Here is an 18,127-nt window from a genome sequence, read left to right on the forward strand (position 1 = left end):
CCGGCTAGAAGAGCCGGTGATTTGATGCTGTGCGCGGCCAGTTTTCCGACGCGAGATTGCTGCATCGCGCATCTTGAGTACGCCTATTCGGATCACGGCTCTGACGCTTGCCCCTCGACCTGAAACAGCGCCTCACCGCTCATCCCTGGCAAGGTCGCCTGCGGGCCGGATTGAAAGGCCCCCTCGAGGCGGATCGTTTGACTGACAGGATCGACGGCAGCGCCAATGGCGCTGACCTGGGCAGGCTGCACCTCTTCCGTCTCAAAGACCCGAAACTCAAATTCTGTGCCAATGCTCAACCAGCGCAGCCAAACCGATGGCACGATTAACTCAATGGACAGGCTGCCATTGTCGACAATCTCGATCAGTTCCTGTCCAACTACGGCATTCTCGAACTGGCCGGCATAGACCTCCACGACCCGTCCATCGAAGGGGGCGGTGATCTGACAAAAGCTCAACTCGGCCTCGATCGCGCGCAGATCCGCCGCGGCGATTTCGGCCTCGGCGGCCGATCGGATCACGGCGCCCTGTGACACGGCGCCGGACCGTTGCAAATCGAGGTTGATCTCGTGTTCACGCTCCGCCGCGCGCAAACGGGCCGCCTGGGCATCGCGCAACGCCGTCCTGCCGGTGCAATCTATGGCAACCAAGATTGCCCCTTCTTCGAAAAAAGCCCCAACCGACAGGGGCATGTCATTAATGCGCCCATCGATCTGACTGGAATAGGTGATCTGCGCGTCGGACACCACAATACCGGGCGCGCGCGCCTCTTGTGCCGCCGCGGGCGGGGCCAAGGCGAGCAGACCACAGAAGATCGTTTGGGCGGCGCGGCCCATCATCGGATCGAATGGTCGCCCCGCTCCTGCCACCATTGCTGCAGGATCTGGGTGGTCTGCTGCAAGCTCTCATCTCCGGTCAGACGGCCGTCATAGCTGTCGAGCCCCATGGAGGCATAAAGGTTGGCGAATGCGTTCTGCATATCTGCAAACGCTATGTCGGATCGCAATTCTGCTACAAGAAGATTGAAGCGTTCGTTCAATAGCTCCTGCTCGGTCGCGGTACCGGATTGGAATTCCCGCGCGATTTGATTTGTCAGTTGCCGCTGGACGTTCAGAAACCGCGAGGCTGTGTGGAATTCCCGATGCAGCGACGCATATCGCGCGCGCGCCACGATGACCTGCGTGGCAATTGCCTGGGTCAGCGCGAGCGCGCGGGCATCCAACAGTTCACCGCCCGCCTCAATCGTCCTCTGACGTTCAGGCAACCTGAGCACGCGCATCAAATTCCACGACACACGCGATCCGGTCGTCACCCAATCGCCGTTCAACAACAGATCATTGTCGTCAAAATTTCTGGAGACGAACAGGCTGAGGCCGGGGATCGATTCAAGCGTCGCGATCGGGCGCTCAAGCTCGTTGTTTCGCTGGCGATAGGTGACTTCGCGCAGCTCAGGACGGTTGATCATAGCCGTTAGGATCATGTCATGGCGTGACATGTTCAGATCGGATCGATGGCGCCCCCGCTGCGGCATCACAACTTGAAACTCTTGCCCGATGGGAAGGTTCATGAGCGCCGCGAGCTGTCGCTTGGCGACATCCAAATCGCGGGCCAATTGCTCAAGCGCTTGATCGTTGCGCAGGATGTCCCGTTGGAATTCGAGCTGTTCACGCGGATCGCCATCGGAATTCGCCAGAATGCCACTGCTCTGCTCCAAGGCCCGGCGCCCCTGCGCCTGCAACGAGCGTACCTCGTTCAGCAAGCGTTGCGCAGAGACCACGCGCCAATAGGCGGTCCGCGTGTCTTCAATGATCCGGTTGGTGGCGGCGCGACGTTGTTCAAGCGCGATCAGGACATCGTTGGACCGCTGGCGCGCCTGATAATAGGTCATGCCGAAATCCAACACGTCCCACGTCAATGTCAGATCGCCATCAAAGCTTTCGCGGCCCGTCGATCGGGTCGCCAGGGCTGAAGTTGCGCCGGTTGCCACCGTGACACTACGTGAGCCGGGATCGTTGCTTCGGTTCGAATAGTCGAGGTTTGCCACGAGATCTGGAAGCATATCGTATTCCGCAAGCCGAAGTTCGCGGTTGCGCACGGCTTCCTGACGCAGCTCCACCTGTCGGTCGAGATTATAATGCAACGCGCGAGCCATCGCTTCGTACAGACCAATGCTGTTGGTTACAGGCTCTTGATCGGGACTGACCACCGCGTTCAACCGACCTTGTGCAAGCGACATCAGCTCGGCATCGGTCAAAGGTTCCGGGTTTATCGTTCCACAGGCGGCAATAAGCGCCGTGACGGCGGCAAGACCAGCTCGTTTCGGTGTGTTTGCGATCACTTACAGATCCTTCGCGCGACTGACCAAGCTCAGCAACACACAAACGTTATCGCGCTGTAAATGGGCGTGGTTCCGAGGTGGTCTTGACGAGCGATAACTTGCGCTAAACCGAGTAACACACCCGAAAAAATTAATTAGTTTGTGGCACCAGAGACACGTGTCGGGCCGATTTTGGCACCGGGCTACGATCGAAGTTTCTACAGATTGGTCTCTCGGATCAACACACGGGCGACTTGCAAGACCATTCGGCGCGCCAGACTTTCCGCGCGGCCCTCAAACACGACCACGCCGCGTATGGCCTGAGCATCAGAGGGCAATTCGGTGCCCGGCAAATCGGCCGTCAGGAAGAACCATGCGCCGTTTGGGCGCGGCGCGTCGCCGGGTTCCTCCGCACTCTCGACCGGAATACGCCCACCCGCATCGGCGGCCAGTTCAAGCTGACTGATCTGGGCAGAGGAATAGGCGGCAACCTCCGACAAAAGCGCCCGAGCCGATGGAATCGCAGGATCGTCCGGAACAAACACCCCCTCCGCGCCAAGATCGATGCGATCAAGATCCGCCTCTGCCACATAGCCGCGGGCCAGCGCCGGGCCTGGTGTTGCAATCGTCGCGATACGGTCCCGGCGCGACACCCACCCACCGGCGCGGATCGGCCCCGACAAATCGACCGCAACGCCGTTTATCGGAGCGACGATGGCCAGAGCGTTAATCTCGGCAACCAAACCGGCCAAACGTTCGCGCTCGGTTTCAAGCTCGCGCTCAATGATACGGCGCTCCGTCAGATCCCCACGGGACGCCACCGTGCGATCCAGGCGCCGTTGAAGCAACGTGATGCGCAGCGCCGTTTGCTGACGATCGTTTTCAAGCTCAGGCGAAGACAAGATCGCAAGCACCTCACCCCGCTCCACAGCCCGCCCTTGCTCCGCGTGCAGATCCAAGATCTGCCCGGCACGTGTCGGGTAGATCTCGACCATTTCGGCAAAGCCCATCATCGCCGGAGCGCGGACCTTCACCGGCAACGGCACCAACAAAAGAACGATCCCCGCCATCAGCAGACCTGCGGTTAACCAGGCACGCGGGCGTCGGCTGATCCGCTGTCGCATGCCCGCCCAGGCAACTATCTCTTTATAGACCGGCAAAATGATGAAAAAGACGATCTCAATCAAAAACAAGGCGATGCCCAGCGCCTTGAAAAACAGTTGGTAGACCAGCAATGCGATGCCGAGAAAGAGGAAGAACCGGTAGATCCAGGTCAACCACGCATAGACCACCAAAAAGCGCCGCATCCGGGTCGAATAAAGCTCGGGCGGGTCATCGCGCAGATCGAACAGAAGCTCGCGCAAGCGCCACCGTGCCATCGCAAAGGCGCGCGGTTGGAGGTTTTGCGTGCCAAGCGCGTCGTTCAGAAAATAATAGCCATCGAACCGCATGAACGGGTTGAGGTTCACAAACAGGCTCATGATCCAACTGGTTGTCGCGATTGAAAACGCCCCGATCCGCGCCGTGCCATCGGGAAGAAAGACCCAGGCGAGGGTCGCGATGGCGGCCAGCCAAAGCTCGACCAAGACCCCGCCCGCGTCGATCATCAGCTTGCCGCGCCGGTCTCGCAGCCGCCAGGCATCGGAAACTTCGGTGTAGAGAAGCGGCATCATGACCATAAAAGCTACACCCATGCTCGGGACCGCAACGCCACGGCGTCTTGCCTGATACGCGTGTCCAAGCTCGTGCAACACCTTCACGAAGATCAACGTCAGGCCGATCGCAATCGCTCCTTCTGGCGAATAGAATTGCTGGGCATAGGCGATGAAGCGGTCGGCCTGCCGAAGCACCAGGCTCAGCCCGACAACGCCGCATAAAACCGCACAGATAACGGAGAGCCGCGAAAAGAACAGCTCTGCTATGGGAAGGGTCGCGTCCAAAAAACGGCCGGGGCGGACAAGATGGACACGGAAGAACAGGTAGGCCTTCATCATCTGCAGAATGCCGGCCCGCCGGGCCATGCGCGCCCGATCCGACAGGTCAGATGAGCGGCCCGACATAGGTGCCTGGGTCAATTCATTGGCATAGAGGAATTTCAGCAAGCGGCTGAGTTCAGGCTTGTCGACGATCAGACCGGATTGGGTTTTGAGCCGCTCGATCAGGTGTTCGAGCGTGTCGGCCCGCCAAGCCGCCAGAATGTCGAGCGCGCGCTGGCCGATCTGGAAATACCGATGCCGTGCGGGATCGTAGATCACCCAAGCCGCCGCGCCGGAAGCAAGCGGTGCGGCACGCTCAATCCGCAGATCTTCGCGCAGAGCGGGCAGAGGAAAGTTGTCGGGAAAGGCCCTGTCCATCCCAGTTAGATCCCCAAGGTCTGGCGCATCCATGATAGTGGTCGGCGGAACACGACAAACCATAGGGCGGCGTCTTGCCCCATGACTTGTGCTGTGCCCCGCGCACCGATGCGAACGCTCCTATCGTCGGGCGACATGTCCGAGGCGCGGATGTCGTAAGACATTACACCGCTTGGCTGTTGTTCGGCCCTGTAGCTGGCTTGGGTGATCTCGGCGGTGCGCGGGGCCAATGGGGCGGCATCCAGAAACACACGTATCGGGCGGATCGCATCAAGGACGATCAGGTCATCCACGGCAAGATCGATGCGGTACTCAATATCTGCCGGATCCGCGATTTCCACGATGCGTTGGCCGGTTTCCACTGGACGCCCGCGCCATTCCGACGGGTCGGTGATGATCGCGATCCCGGCCGCGGGCGCGCGCAACTCGGTGCGGGCTAGCCGCTCGTCTGCGAGATCAAGCTCTGCGCGCGCAAGTTCAAGCTCCGCTTCGGCGATGGCGATCTCGCGCCGTGCCTCGGCATCGGAAAACGCGCGATTGTTCAGCGCTGCTACACGGGTTTGTGCCACGGTGACCCGCTGTCGGGCAATCGCCGCAGCATTGCGCAGCTCTGTGTCGTTGAAGCGCGCCAATACGTCACCGGCATTAACCGGCTGATTGGAACGCACCAGGACTTCCTCGACCACACCGTCCAAGGGAGCGCTCATAACCAAGGTATTGCGCCCCACGATCTCAACCGGAGCAATCGCTGTGATCGGAACCCGCACAAAGATCAACGCTGCGAGCGTAAGTACGCTCAGCCCCGACAGCACCTTCGACGGTGCCGGGCCACGCACCGCCACCCGCCCGCGCGTCAAAGCCTGCCAGGCATGGCCGTAAGTCAGGCGCAAACGATCGGCCAATTGACGCCGGCGATCCTCCCAAGGGGTCTCAGCCGCCAAGATCACGCCACCATAGACCCGTCCGGTCTTGGCTACAAACGGCACCCACAGCAGATACGCGAATGGGTAATCCGATGGCGCCTTTGCGCCATCTGTTGCAATGTCTTGCACGCTGTCTGGGCTTTGCGAGCAGGCCTCTTTTGCCCGCGCCTCAATCCACCGCACAACTGGCGCGTTGGGCTCAACCACCGATACCGACGAAATCGCCTCCACCCGTAACAGGCCCCTGCGGCGACGCAGTGCGAAAGCCTGGCGGAACCCAAGGATCGCTCTGCTTTCATTGACAAGATGATGCAGTAACTCTGTTTCCGTCTCACATCTGCGTATGTCGGATTCCAGCTGCAACAGCCTTAACGCCTGGCGCAAAATGGGATCCGAATCTTTTCGTGATCCGGCAGATGTCTGGAAGGTTTTCACGCGATCCCTTTCAGCAAACGGGTCGGTCGCCGACCTGTTTATGCTGGCACCAGACTGGAGAGGCACCTGCCGGTCGCATTTTCTGCTCCACCTTTCGACCCGTCAACCCGAGACAAGATCGCGGGAGCTTGCCCGTCAGATACCTGCACGCCAAGCGCCGATTGCGCGAGGCGATCGAACCAATCCCGCAATCAGCAAGCGCCGTTTTGGATGTCGCATAGCCTACCAGCCGACTTAGCGCCTGGACGATCAAGGTTGGATCAAACGGATCGGTTCGGTGATCTGGGCATATAGCGTCCGACGCTGCATCGGCCCGGGAAAGCCATCAAATACATCCATGCTCCGCGTCGCGAACATTTTTGCTTTTAAGGAAAGGCTACGCATGCCACGCGAGCGGATCTGAAGTGGATTTGCGGCGAGCTCGCACCGCGATTTCTCGACTAAGCAGTTGACTTCAGAGCCTTCCAGACACCAACGCTATGATGGCTGTTTGCAATTGTTCAAGCGGGGCAAGATCGGCGAGCAGGACGTTTAACGTCCTGACATCCACGGCAAACCTCGCAAAATGGATCTTGGCAGAATGCAGTGCGTTTTCCCCGGCAGGCGACACCTTCGCGAAAGCAAGCTCTAGCACAGACGCCTTCAAAGCCGGGTTTGCCCAATCGCCTCGATAAAGTGTTTTAGGGCCAGTGCGCTTTCGAAAAGGCGCTCGGGATCGACCAGATCCATGTGATCCGCCTTTGAATGTGTAATCTTCTGGGTGGCGATATTCTCCAGCAGCCAGTTGGATGTCACGGCGATCGCCGGGCACCCTGCCTGAACGAACATCGCATGATCCCCCTGAAACCATTCCATACCAGGGCACGCATTGGGTTGTAATGTGAGAAGTGCTGCGGCGGTCTCTTGAAAGTCGGGCGGCAACTCGAAGAACGAATAAGCCGTTTGTCCTTCATGATAGCCTATACCATCGATGTTGATATTGAGGGCGCATGTGGCACCGATGTCTGGGTTTGCCGATAGATAGGCCAATTGCCCCGGAACAGCATAGTGATCCTCGCCGTTCAGCGCGACCAATTCGATCGCAAATGGCCCATCATAGGCAGCCAGAGCACGTGCTAGCAGAAGCAGCATTGTGACACCCGTCCCGTTATCCAAGGCGCCAGGGACATCTTTCTTGGCATCGATATGTGCTGTGATAACGATCCTGCTCGACGCAGTGCCATTGATGCGCGCGATGATGTTTTTGGCCATGGATGGGAGACGACGGCACTTTGACACCAGCCGCGCCTCTCGGCCATCGTGCGCTGCCAAGGCATGTCCCACATCCTCGGTCAAACAAACTGTCGGCAAACCAAAATCACCATCTTCGATCATCGGCGGGTGAGCGGTTGCGCATAAGATTGCCAAAGCCCCGGAAGCTTCCAGCGCGGCGATTATCGCTTGCTGCGCATCGTCCGAATAGAACGGAAAGTTCTTCGGCATGAGCGGTGTCTGCGTGATTTTGCCGGTCAAAAGAAGCAGCGCGCCCTGTGTGGATGCGCGCCTGATCTCTTCGAGGCTGGAGGCGACAACGAGCGACCCTTTGACGTCGCAGCCCTCCGCGTATGGGCTGGCCGAACACTTAAACCGTGATTGACCATCCACGGTGACACTCGCGTCGCCGTCTTCCCAATCCACTACCTCAAATTCTTGGGCGCTGACGGTCCAACCGAGGTTCCAAAACATGTCGCCGACATAATCTGTCGCGGCTTGGTTGCCTGCTGAACCCACGCTGCGATCTGCGATTTCGATTGTGAGATGGCGCAAATGCAGATCGATGTCTTTGAGCATCGCCGTACGATTGAGCGCGGCGGTGCCGTATGGGTGTTCTATGACGCTTGCGGTCATGATCCGAACCGCGCCTCTGCCAGTTCTTGCGACACACCAAGAGACACGCCAATCGCCCGCCACCCAATACCGCGCCGCCGCCCTTCGCCGACCTGTGCCTGCAATCGCTCGGATTGCCGCTCGACCAATTCGGAAGTTGCCGCCATTTGACTCAGCAGAAGCTCATCATCGGCCACATGCAATTCGTTCTCCGTAACCGGAGCCTCTTCGAGCGCGTCCCGCGTTTCGAGCGTCCGCACCCCAACCGCGATGCAGGTGTCGCAGATATTCACCTCTGGCCCGGCCAGCAGCGCGCCTGTTTGATCCGCGGGTTTCCCACAAAAAGAACAGCTCAGCATTTCAGTCTCCTTTGCTTTTCAATGAGGCACTGCATTCGACAGGGCGTTGATCACAACAACTCCGGCAATTATGAGGGCGATGCCCGCGTATCCGGCAAGGTCAACGGGTTGTCGGAAGATCACGACACCGATCAGAGCGATGAGCCCGGTGCCCGCACCGGCCCATATCGCATAGGCAACCCCCAGGGGCAGCGTGCGCAGAGAGAGGGACAGGAAGTACAGAGCAACCCCAAAACCCAGCGCGGCGAGAGCCGAGGGCCAAAGCCGTGTAAAGCCATCCGATGCTTTGAGAGCTGTGCTGCCGCAAACTTCAGCTGAAATTGCGATGCTGAGGTAGAGCCAATGCACAGCCTAGCTCCAGTTCTCTGAAAGATGTGAAATGGCCGCCGCGACATCATCAGCCAATGCCTCGATCACGTCGGCGGGTGCGTCAACCATCCCGAATTGAACTTGCAGCGACGCCCCATCGATCAGGGCAACCAGAACACGCGTCAGCCTCTTCCGCTGATTTGAGTCCAGCACAGGAACCCGGGCACCGACAAGCTGTTCAACCTCGTGAAACACATGGGCATAACCACGCGCTTTTAGTTGCGCGAATCTGGGGTCATGCAAAGCGAGGGATTCGGCAATCGTGTAGAAGCGTCCCGCATCGCTGGCGTGATGCAGCAAAAGTGATCGGACAGCCTGTCTTGTAGAAGCCTCGACATCCTCTGGGTCCCATCCGGCCGCCTGCATGATGTCGAGAGAGGTATCGATTTCTCGCGTGAGAACGGTCTCAACCAGATCGTCCTTACTGGGAAAGTAGTACTGAAGATTGCCGACCGAGATGCCCAGAGCCGCCGCGACCTGCCTAACGGAGAGGCTGTGGTATCCATCTACGAGCAGCACGCGGCGTGCTTCCGACAGGATTTCGACCCGCCGCACCTCTCCTTTTGATCCCTTTGGAACTTGGATTGCCAAGATGAATACCCGATATCTGCTATTTATAAGCAAAAATGGGTCAGTGACCTAAAAGAGTCAATGACCAATTTTTGCGAAGCAAGTTCATGATCGACCCAGGCATAGTCAACAGCGAAAAGCGATGAGAATTCAGCGCTTAGCGTGGGTGAGGCGTTGCGTATGGTAGCGTGAATCCAGTCGACATGCCGTGGTTTATCCGGATCCCCAAACACCCTACCGGAGGCTGATGACGTCCGCGTCTCGGGGTCTAGATGCCGCCCTGTCGCAAAATTGTGATGGGAATCGCCTAGATTTTGCACACGTGTGCAAAACGCTCCTATATCTGCCCAAATCCTGGAGGACCCCATGACCACCCTGACCCGCACGACGGCAATGGCCGCGGCCTTGATGGCTGTTTCAAGCGCAGCCTTCGCCGAAGATATCACCATTACCGTTTGGGCCGGTGGCTCGAATGACAGCGACAGCTACCGGGTTGAAGCCATTGAGATGGCGGCTGACATCTTGCAACGCGAAGCCGCGATTTTGGGAGAAGAGCTCAACATCACCATTGATGGGCGCTGGGATTTCGCAGGCTGGAGCGAGTTTAAGCAAGCCGTCACACTGGCGGCCGAAGCTGGCGACGCACCGTCAATCGTGGTGACCTCGCATCTCGATATCGCGCCTTGGAGTCAAGCGGGCTACATCGTGCCGATCGAGAATTACGTGGATCTCGACGCCTGGCCGCTCAACAACGTCTATCCCAACTTGATGGAGATCGCGGCCTTCGACGGCATGCAATGGGGTGTTCCGCAGGATGCCGAATCCCGGCCCTTCTTCTTCTGGATCGAAACGCTCGAGGCGCTGGGGTATTCCGAAGATGAAATCGACACGCTGCCGGACCGTGTCGCCAGCGGCGAATACACCTTGCAAGACGTTCTTGCGGATGCCACCCGCGCCGTTGAAATGGGCCTGGTCGAAGAAGGCTACGGTTTCTATCCGCGGGTCTCCAACGGCCCCGATTATGCGCAATTCTACCAAAGCTTCGGCGGTGAATTGGTGGATCCTGAAACCGGTCGCCTGGTGCTCGACACCGTTGCGATGACCGAATTCTATCAGTTCTTCGTTGATGCCGTGGCGGCTGGCGTGACCCGCCAAAACCATATCGGCACGGATTGGGGCCAGTGGTACAACGAAGTTGCCAATGGCCGCGCCGCCTTCTGGCATGGCGGCACCTGGCATTACGGGCGCTATATCAGCGAAGGGAACGAGGATTTCTGGAACACCGTCCAGTTCTCGCTGATCCCGGCAGGCAACGAAGCGGGACGCGCGAACACCATCACCCATCCGCTGGTCTATCTGGTAACCGCCCAGGGCGATGACCGGGCCGAGGAAGTGGCCGCGCAATTGGTGGCCATCGCAACCGAGCCGCGCCTGAACACCCTGCACGCGATCCAGTCCAACCATTTGGCGGTGACCCAGGTGCAAGAGGGCATTGATCTTTATGCCGGGGATCGTTGGGCGGCGGAAGCCACCGAACGCCTTCTGACTTCTGCCAATTCGCAGCCCAATCACATCAATTACGGCGTCTTCTCTGAAGCCCTGTTCAGCGGTCTGGAATCCGCTTGGACCGGCACACAGACCCCGGAAGAGGCTGTGGCCGAGGTCGAAGCACAGCTTCGCGCGACATTGGGCGACGAGTTGATCGTTCGCTAAAGCAATCGCGGAACCGGGGCGTGCGCCATCCGCGCCCCGGTCCCGTCCCTACGGAGCACCCCCCATGCGCCAACAGCTTCTCGGCATCGGATTTCTGGCGCCCGCAATTCTCATTGCGGTGCTGTTCTTCATGCTCCCTGTCCTGCTGACCGTGGGATTTTCATTCACGAACATGTCCACCTCCACCGGGATTGGCGGGGGCGAGTATTTGATCTCGCAATCCGATCTGCGTGGGCTTGAGGCCCAAGGCATCACTGCGGAGACCGTCGAGCGCCTGGACGCTGCGGGGTTTCAAATCACCGAGGACGGTCTGCTGCGCTTCGCTGAGATCTACGGAGCAGAGCGCGCAACCGAACTGCGCGACGATTATCTAGGGGATAGCTTTGAGGCCCGCCGCGATTTGGAACGCGTTTTGCGTGATCTTACCAGTGAACCGATCCGCAATACCCGCGAACGGAAGGCCGCCGCCGATCTCTTCGCCGTCTCTTTGCTGGGCGAGCGCTTCGCCTCCGAAGCCGCCTTCCGCGGCGCCCTGGCGACGATGGAGATCCCCGAGGCAGACCGCGACCGCCTGACTACGCTGGCCTATACCGGTTGGCGCTGGACCTCGGAGAACTTCGCTCTGCTCATGGAGCTGCCCTCAACTTGGCGCTACGCACTCAACAGCGCCTTTTACGTGGCCGCCACATTGGCCGTCAGCCTCGGCCTTGCGCTATTCCTCGCAATTTCAACATTCTATCTGCCCGACCGGCTCGCCCATTTTTTTCGTGCCGTCTGGTTCCTACCACGGATCCTGCCGCCAGTGATGTTCGTTCTGATTTGGAACTGGTTCACCTGGGACACTGGCTTCATCGCCACTATCACTGGCTGGTTCGGCGTCCCTCAGCAGAACTGGATGATGCAAACACCCATCCATGCCTGGACCGTTGTGATCCTGATCAATGGGTTTGTGGGCGCTTCGCTGGGAATGATCCTGTTCGCCTCGGCGATCAAGGCGATCCCAACCTCGATGCTCCATGCCTCCGAAGTGGACGGCGCCAATCGTTGGCAGCAGGTGATCTATATCATGCTGCCGCAGATGCGGTGGCCGATCCTGTTTTACACCTGCTATCAAACGCTCAGCCTTCTGACCTCGTTCGAATACATCCTGCTTTCGACCAATGGGGGGCCCGGCAGCGCGACCGAGACCTGGCCCCTGGCCGCCTTCAACATCGCGCTGAACAATTACGGCGGGAACCTCCGATACGGGCTCGGTTCGGCCTTTGCCCTGGTCCTGGTGGTGATCGGTATCGCACTGTCGCTGTTCTATCTGCGTTTGTTCAACTTCAAAGAATTGGTCACCAAGCCGAGGATTGAGCAATGACAGGCCATGCGCGAATCTGGCATCTGGCGACATTCCTCGGGCTGCTGTCGCTGCCGCTTCTGATCATGTATCTCTACCAACTGATCGACAGCGTCACCGCGCCCCGGCCAGGGTCACTTTTGCCGGGTGAGGTCAGCTTCGAGAATTGGCGGTTCCTTTGGGCCAGTATCGACCAGGGCCGCCCCTCGATCTGGCAGGTGACACTGAACACATTCGTGTTTTCCTGCATCACCGCGTCGATCATTTGTAGCCTCTCCCTGACGGCGGGTTATGCCCTGTCGCGGCTGAACCTGCCTGGGCGGCCAGTGTTTCTAGGCGGCTTGCTGGTGCTGCATTCCTTCCCGACGATCACGCTGATCATCGCGATCTTCATCATCCTGCAGAGCGTCGGCCTGTACGATTCTCTGGTGGGTGTGATCTTTGCGAAAACCGCACTGCTGCTGCCTTTTGGCATTTGGATCATGAAGGGCTTTTACGACACCGTCCCGTGGGAGATAGAGATGGCCGGCGTTCAGGACGGTGCCAGCCGCTTCCGGGTCTGGTGGGAGTTGGTGCTGCCCCAGGTGCGCCCCGGCCTTGCGGCTCTGCTGATCATCGCGTTCCTGGATTCCTGGTCGGAATTCGTACTGCCCCTGGTGCTGGCACCCAGCAGCGATGTGCAGGTGCTGGCTACCTACATGTATGCGGTAATCAATGACGACACCAATCAGGACTTCGGGCTCTTCAAGGCCATCGGCATGTTCTACTCGCTACCTGTAATCGTCATTTATCTGCTCTTCCAAAAGCAACTGATGAATATCTACGGCGGAGGCACGAAGGGCTGATGGAGCTGCGGCTATCGAATTTTACAAAGCGCTTCGGTGATCTGACCGTCATCGACAAGATGGATCTGACCGTCCGCAGCGGCGAGATGCTTGCGCTGCTGGGCCCGTCGGGCTGCGGCAAGTCTACGACGCTATTTGCCATTTGCGGCATCCACAAGATGGATGGCGGCAGCCTGCATTTCGGCGAGGCGGAGGTCACACACCTACCTGCGCAGCAGCGCCCGGTGGGCGTCGTGTTCCAGAATTACGCGCTCTACCCGCATATGAGCGTGGCGCAAAACATTGCCTTTCCGCTGAAGGTACAAAAACGCAGCAAGGATGAGATCGCACTGGAAGTGGGCCGGATGGCCGAGCTTGTGCAGATCTCGAACCTATTGGATCGTCGCCCGGCGCAGCTTTCGGGTGGGCAGCAGCAGCGCGTGGCCCTGGCCCGCGCCATGGTGCGCCGACCCGATGTTCTTCTTCTAGATGAACCTCTGGCGAACTTGGATGCGAAGCTGCGCCTTGAAATGCGGTCCGAGATCCGGCGCATCCAACGCGATACCGGGATCACCGCAATCCTTGTCACCCACGACCAGGTCGAAGCGATGTCCATGTGCGATCGGATTGCTTTGATGAAAGATGGGGAAATCGTGCAGATCGACACGCCCATGGGAATGTATACCAACCCCAACGACCAGTTTGTGGCCGGGTTCCTGGGCAATCCACCGATTTCCTTCATCCCCGCCGACGCGATCGCCGTCTCGGCGGTGCGTTCAGGTGTACGGGCGACCACCCTGGGGATCCGGCCCGAGCATTTCGGCCCGCAATTTGGCCACGGGGTCGAGGGTGAAGTGATTTTTGTCGAACCGCAGGGGCGCGAAGAGCTGGTCGATATTCGATTGAGTTCAGGGGTGGCTTTGCGTGCGATCCTCCCTGCGACCGGCGGACAGCGTTTGGGTGACCGTATCAATTGGGGGATTCAGGAAGATCGGATCCTAGCGTTCAATGCCGAAGGCGCGCGGCTGTGATATCGATGGATCTGCCGCCGCGCCCCTATGCGATCGCCCATCGCGGTGCCGCCGCCTATGCGCCTGAAAACACCTTGGCGGCGTTCCGAAAGGCCGCGATGCTTGGCGCCGATATGTGGGAAATCGATATTCGCATGACCTGCGACGGGCAGGTGATCGTGTTTCACGACGCCACCCTTTCCGATGGCAGATCTGTCGACGCGATGACACGGGCCGAGATTGAGGTAGCTCTGCCGGATTGCCCGTTGCTTGAGGAGGTGTTGTCGCTTGCCGTTGAACACTCTGCCGGGATTTATGCCGACATCAAGGATGTCACGGCTTGCCTTCCGACCCTGGAGGCTCTCAGGCGCCACGACATCGCACTGGCCATTCTAGGAGCGTTCAACACCGAAGCGGTCCAGATCCTTCGCGGCGCCGATTGCCCATATCCCGTCGCTGCCCTCGTGCCTCTGGGCGAAGATCCGCATGTCTACGCCGCGGATGCAGATATCGTGCATTTGTGTTGGGAGCATATGGACCGTCCGCAAGATGCGCTGACACCCGCGCTCTTCTCCCGCGCTTTTGCCAACGGCCAGCAGATTGCGCTGTGGCATGAAGAGGATCCAGTGCGCATGGCCGAGATCCGAAGCAAGCCGGTGATCGGGATCTGTTCGGATATGCCCGAGCTGGTGGCCCCTTTTCGCCCGCCTGCCGCCTGGCCGGTCGAGGTCGTTTGTCACCGTGGCGCCAATAAGATTGCGCCCGAGAACACGTTGCCGGCCCTGGAATGTGCGCTGGCGGCCGGCTTTTCGCATATCGAGGTCGATCTGCATGTCACGGCGGATGGCGAGATTGTCGTGATGCACGACCCAACGCTGGATCGCACGACAAATGGCACAGGTCCGGTGACCGAAAAGACACTCGCCGATCTGCGCCTGCTTGACGCGGGTCTTTGGTTTGATGCGCATTTCGCCGGGACGCGCCTGCCGACCTTGGCAGAGGTCCTGGCGCTTTCCAAACGATACAATGGCCAAGTGTATCTTGAATTGAAATCCGCCCCACCCGCGCCTGTTTGGTCCCAGGTCACAGCCCACGGCCTTGAGAAGCAATGCTTCTTTTGGTCCTTTTCCAGCACCGCGCTGCACGAGTTGCGCGCCATCGCCCCAGGGGCCCATATCATGGCGCGGCGTCAGGATTTTCCGGACCTGCATTCCGCCATAGAGACCTATGACGCTCATATCATTGAATTCTTGCCGGATGCGGACCCGAATGAGATTGCGGCGCTGCGTGGCAGTCCAATCAAATCCATGATCGCTTATCGTGGACGGGCCGCAAAGGTCTTTGACACGCTCATGGCGCGGCGTCCCGATATGGTAAATCTCGACAATCCATTCGACTTCCGCGCGCATCTGATGTCCAAAACACGTCTATGAGCACCGATAAAAAACGCCAACCGACCTCCTTTGACGTCGCAAAGCTGGCGGGCGTGCACCGCTCGGCCGTGTCTCGCGCCTTCACGCCGGGCGCGGCGGTTGCCGAGGAAACTCGAAAGAAGATCTACGCCGCCGCAAGCGAGCTGAACTACCGAGTAAACTCCATTGCGCGCGGCCTGCAGAGTGAGCATTCGGGTATTGTGGGGATCTTGGCGTCCCGCCTCGACACGCCGGTGCGTGCCAAACAAGTCAAGTTGCTGACCCAGCCGCTTATTCGCGATGGCTTTCGCCCCATGTTGGTAACCGCCGAGACACCAGCCGATGTGGGCGGTTTGATCGATGCTATGCTCGGGTACAACGTGGCCGGTGTGATCGTCACTTCCGACTCGCCGCCACAGCGCGCCATTGATGAATGCCATGACGCTGGCGTACCGGTTGTCCTGATCAACCGCGCGGAGACCGGCGCATGGGCGGATCGCGTGATTACAGATCCTGAGGCGAGCGGCAGATTGGCCTTCGATATGCTCAGGCGGTGCGGAGCCAGTCGCATGGCCGTCTTGCAGCCCGAAACGCAGACCTTTTCCGTGACCGGCCGTGCCGCTGCCTTCGCCGCCTTGGCCACGGCCAGGCTGGGTGGCTGCGGCCGGTTTTTGACCGCCGACCAGAGTTATGACGCCGCACGCCGTTCTATTGCGACGGCGGGCCATGCCGCGTTTGACGCTGTGGATGGGTTGTTTTGCGCAACCGATCTATTGGCATTGGGGGCTGTGGACGCGCTGCGTCTCGATCTTGGCCTGTCTGTGCCCAATGATATCCAGGTCGTGGGATTTGACGATATCGAACAGGCCAGTTGGGGCGCATATTCCCTGACAACGGTTCGACAAGACCTGGAGGCTCAGGCGCAGTTGGCATTGCGCCTTCTCAAGGTTCGGATGGCGCAAAACGATGCGCCTGCGCAATGCTTTGCCATCGATCTGAAACCGATTTTCCGGGGGACAACGCAAAATGTCGACTGATGCGCGCCTGAACTTTGCGGTGGAGATCGCTGAAGCTGCCGGAGATTTGGCGCAGAGACTCCGCCGCGCGCCGGGCGGATTGGAGATGCGGACGAAGGCTCGGCTCGATTTTGTGACCCAAGCCGACCTGGCCTGCGAACAGCTTCTGCGACAACGCATCGCCGATGCCTTTCCTGGCGACGGGATCCTTGGCGAGGAGGGAGGTTTCGACGGCAATTCAGAGGCCTATTGGATCCTAGATCCGATCGACGGCACAACGAATTTCTCGCGCGGGATGCGCGAATGGGCGGTCTCGGTCGCGTATTACGACGGTTGTGGTCTGACCCATGGGGTGATCGCGGCGCCTGATCTGGGTATATTGGCCTGTGCCAGCGCTGGGGGGCAGGCCCATGTGAATGGCGAAGCGGTGGACTTGACCCGCTGCCAACCGCATTCCGCCCCTATGGTCGCTCTGGGTTACTCGGCAAAGATGCCGCTTGAACAGCATTTGGATCGGATCAGTCGCTTGATGTCTGCAGGTATCGAACATCGCAGGCACGGTGCGGCGACGATCGGGTTTCTTGGAGTGCTTCTTGGGTGGTTTGACGCCTATTTCGAGCCTCAACTCAATCTATGGGATACCGCCGCCGGAAGCGTCCTGTTGAGCGCGGCGGGCGGCCGTATATCCCACGCCCCGATCCCCAGCTTTGTAGGGTCACCCGCGGAAGTATTTGCGGAGAACGGCGCTATCGCCGGCCTATCGGATTTGCTCAAAGGACCGCCATCGACGCGCTAGACAGACCCCGCGCCTGCGGTCGCGTCATAAGGATATCACCCAAGCCGCTCAACGCGATCCTTACGCAAACGGGGCGTTCGCGCGGCGAATAGCATTCTGGCGCCAAAGATAACCGCTCTGCGCGAGAAAATCTAACTATTTTTTTAAGAGACCAAACAGGTCTTACAGACCAGTTTTCTGTACTGTCAGCAGCGGTTTGCACTTCGCCACCATTCCTTACAGATTTTCGTTGGAAATTTCTTTGAATTGGCTTTATATGATAGCGGTTGAATCTTTAAAACATCTAACGCTAGAGTGTGATTTCCTCAAAGAGGTTTCCAAATATCGACATGACCCGCAATCTGGCCAAAAAATATGACTGCGCACGCACAAAAAAATATCCCTATTATTCAATTCTGTGGGAAGATTGCACCTACTAAGCTATATAGGATTTCGGGCGGCTTTCAGGCATTATAGATGAACTATCGCGATGGCATACTAGGCGCTATGCAATAACTGTATTTTGTCATTTCGAAGCTCTTTCTCTATTACCGTCTTGTATCACATCTCAATATCATCTCCGCGCCTTGCTATCACCATGTTAGTTGGCTAAACCGCAAATGTCACACAAGTAACCTTTGATTACTTATGCTTTCTCCACACCCTTCGCAATCAGTTTGATGATTCACAAATCCGCATCAAACGCCCTATGAGCTGTGAAATATTGATCGCCATAGTGACATAATTTCCACCTATGGAGCCGGAGAACGCGCCTTTCCGATATTCCGGTTAGCTTTAAGGCTTTAAGCATGTTTAGCTTTAAGCATGTTTAGAAGGTATCC

15 protein-coding genes are annotated in these 18,127 nt (G+C 58.6%); 7 read left to right on the forward strand and 8 right to left on the reverse strand.

Translation table 11 applies throughout. The annotated features are described in order from the left end of the window. Window positions 1-92: 92 nt before the first annotated feature. From V8J82_RS02005 to V8J82_RS02040, 8 genes are all read right to left on the reverse strand, one after another. Window positions 93-872, reverse strand: a complete 780-nt coding sequence (locus tag V8J82_RS02005; RefSeq protein ID WP_339971614.1) for an efflux RND transporter periplasmic adaptor subunit — start codon at window positions 870-872, stop codon at window positions 93-95. Beyond that, the gene (locus tag V8J82_RS02010; protein ID WP_339971616.1) at window positions 836-2,338 is read right to left on the reverse strand and encodes a TolC family protein; all 1,503 of its coding nucleotides are present in this window, start codon (window positions 2,336-2,338) and stop codon (window positions 836-838) included. Before V8J82_RS02010 ends, V8J82_RS02005 begins: the two co-directional genes overlap by 37 nt. 197 nt (window positions 2,339-2,535) lie before the next feature. Then, window positions 2,536-4,671: an HlyD family efflux transporter periplasmic adaptor subunit gene (locus tag V8J82_RS02015; RefSeq protein ID WP_339971617.1), complete on the reverse strand. Its 2,136-nt coding sequence runs from the start codon at window positions 4,669-4,671 to the stop codon at window positions 2,536-2,538. A gap of 5 nt (window positions 4,672-4,676) precedes the next feature. After that, the gene (locus tag V8J82_RS02020; RefSeq protein ID WP_339971619.1) at window positions 4,677-5,825 is read right to left on the reverse strand and encodes an efflux RND transporter periplasmic adaptor subunit; all 1,149 of its coding nucleotides are present in this window, start codon (window positions 5,823-5,825) and stop codon (window positions 4,677-4,679) included. An 846-nt stretch (window positions 5,826-6,671) separates the two neighbouring features. Further along, window positions 6,672-7,916, reverse strand: coding sequence for a M28 family peptidase (locus tag V8J82_RS02025; protein WP_339971621.1), 1,245 nt, complete (start codon window positions 7,914-7,916; stop codon window positions 6,672-6,674). Beyond that, window positions 7,913-8,254, reverse strand: coding sequence for a ClpX C4-type zinc finger protein (locus tag V8J82_RS02030; protein ID WP_339971623.1), 342 nt, complete (start codon window positions 8,252-8,254; stop codon window positions 7,913-7,915). The genes V8J82_RS02025 and V8J82_RS02030 overlap by 4 nt, the downstream gene beginning before the upstream one ends. An 18-nt stretch (window positions 8,255-8,272) precedes the next feature. Beyond that, entirely contained in the window at window positions 8,273-8,602 is a 330-nt protein-coding gene (locus tag V8J82_RS02035; RefSeq protein WP_339971625.1) for a DMT family transporter, read from the reverse strand. Window positions 8,603-8,605: 3 nt separating this feature from the next. Beyond that, on the reverse strand, window positions 8,606-9,178 hold the full coding sequence (locus V8J82_RS02040; protein ID WP_339971627.1) for a TetR/AcrR family transcriptional regulator: 573 nt from the start codon (window positions 9,176-9,178) through the stop codon (window positions 8,606-8,608). A gap of 381 nt (window positions 9,179-9,559) precedes the next feature. Between V8J82_RS02040 and V8J82_RS02045 the strand changes: the two genes are divergently transcribed. The 7 genes from V8J82_RS02045 to V8J82_RS02075 all read left to right on the forward strand — a co-directional run bounded on the left by V8J82_RS02045 (window position 9,560) and on the right by V8J82_RS02075 (window position 17,306). Next, entirely contained in the window at window positions 9,560-10,906 is a 1,347-nt protein-coding gene (locus tag V8J82_RS02045) for an ABC transporter substrate-binding protein (RefSeq protein WP_339971629.1), read from the forward strand. Window positions 10,907-10,970: 64 nt separating this feature from the next. Further along, window positions 10,971-12,269 (forward strand): carbohydrate ABC transporter permease, encoded by a 1,299-nt coding sequence (locus tag V8J82_RS02050; RefSeq protein WP_339971632.1) that lies wholly within the window; start codon window positions 10,971-10,973, stop codon window positions 12,267-12,269. Then, complete coding sequence (locus tag V8J82_RS02055; RefSeq protein WP_339971634.1) at window positions 12,266-13,093, forward strand: carbohydrate ABC transporter permease; 828 nt, start codon at window positions 12,266-12,268, stop codon at window positions 13,091-13,093. The genes V8J82_RS02050 and V8J82_RS02055 overlap by 4 nt, the downstream gene beginning before the upstream one ends. Then, on the forward strand, window positions 13,093-14,103 hold the full coding sequence (locus V8J82_RS02060; protein ID WP_339971637.1) for an ABC transporter ATP-binding protein: 1,011 nt from the start codon (window positions 13,093-13,095) through the stop codon (window positions 14,101-14,103). Before V8J82_RS02055 ends, V8J82_RS02060 begins: the two co-directional genes overlap by 1 nt. A 5-nt stretch (window positions 14,104-14,108) precedes the next feature. Beyond that, the gene (locus tag V8J82_RS02065) at window positions 14,109-15,515 is read left to right on the forward strand and encodes a glycerophosphodiester phosphodiesterase (protein WP_339971639.1); all 1,407 of its coding nucleotides are present in this window, start codon (window positions 14,109-14,111) and stop codon (window positions 15,513-15,515) included. Then, the gene (locus V8J82_RS02070) at window positions 15,512-16,531 is read left to right on the forward strand and encodes a LacI family DNA-binding transcriptional regulator (protein ID WP_339971641.1); all 1,020 of its coding nucleotides are present in this window, start codon (window positions 15,512-15,514) and stop codon (window positions 16,529-16,531) included. Before V8J82_RS02065 ends, V8J82_RS02070 begins: the two co-directional genes overlap by 4 nt. After that, complete coding sequence (locus tag V8J82_RS02075; protein ID WP_339971643.1) at window positions 16,521-17,306, forward strand: inositol monophosphatase family protein; 786 nt, start codon at window positions 16,521-16,523, stop codon at window positions 17,304-17,306. The genes V8J82_RS02070 and V8J82_RS02075 overlap by 11 nt, the downstream gene beginning before the upstream one ends. Window positions 17,307-18,127 lie beyond the last annotated feature (821 nt).

Origin of the sequence: Gymnodinialimonas mytili (assembly GCF_037544085.1) — a bacterium.
Lineage (GTDB): Bacteria > Pseudomonadota > Alphaproteobacteria > Rhodobacterales > Rhodobacteraceae > Gymnodinialimonas > Gymnodinialimonas mytili.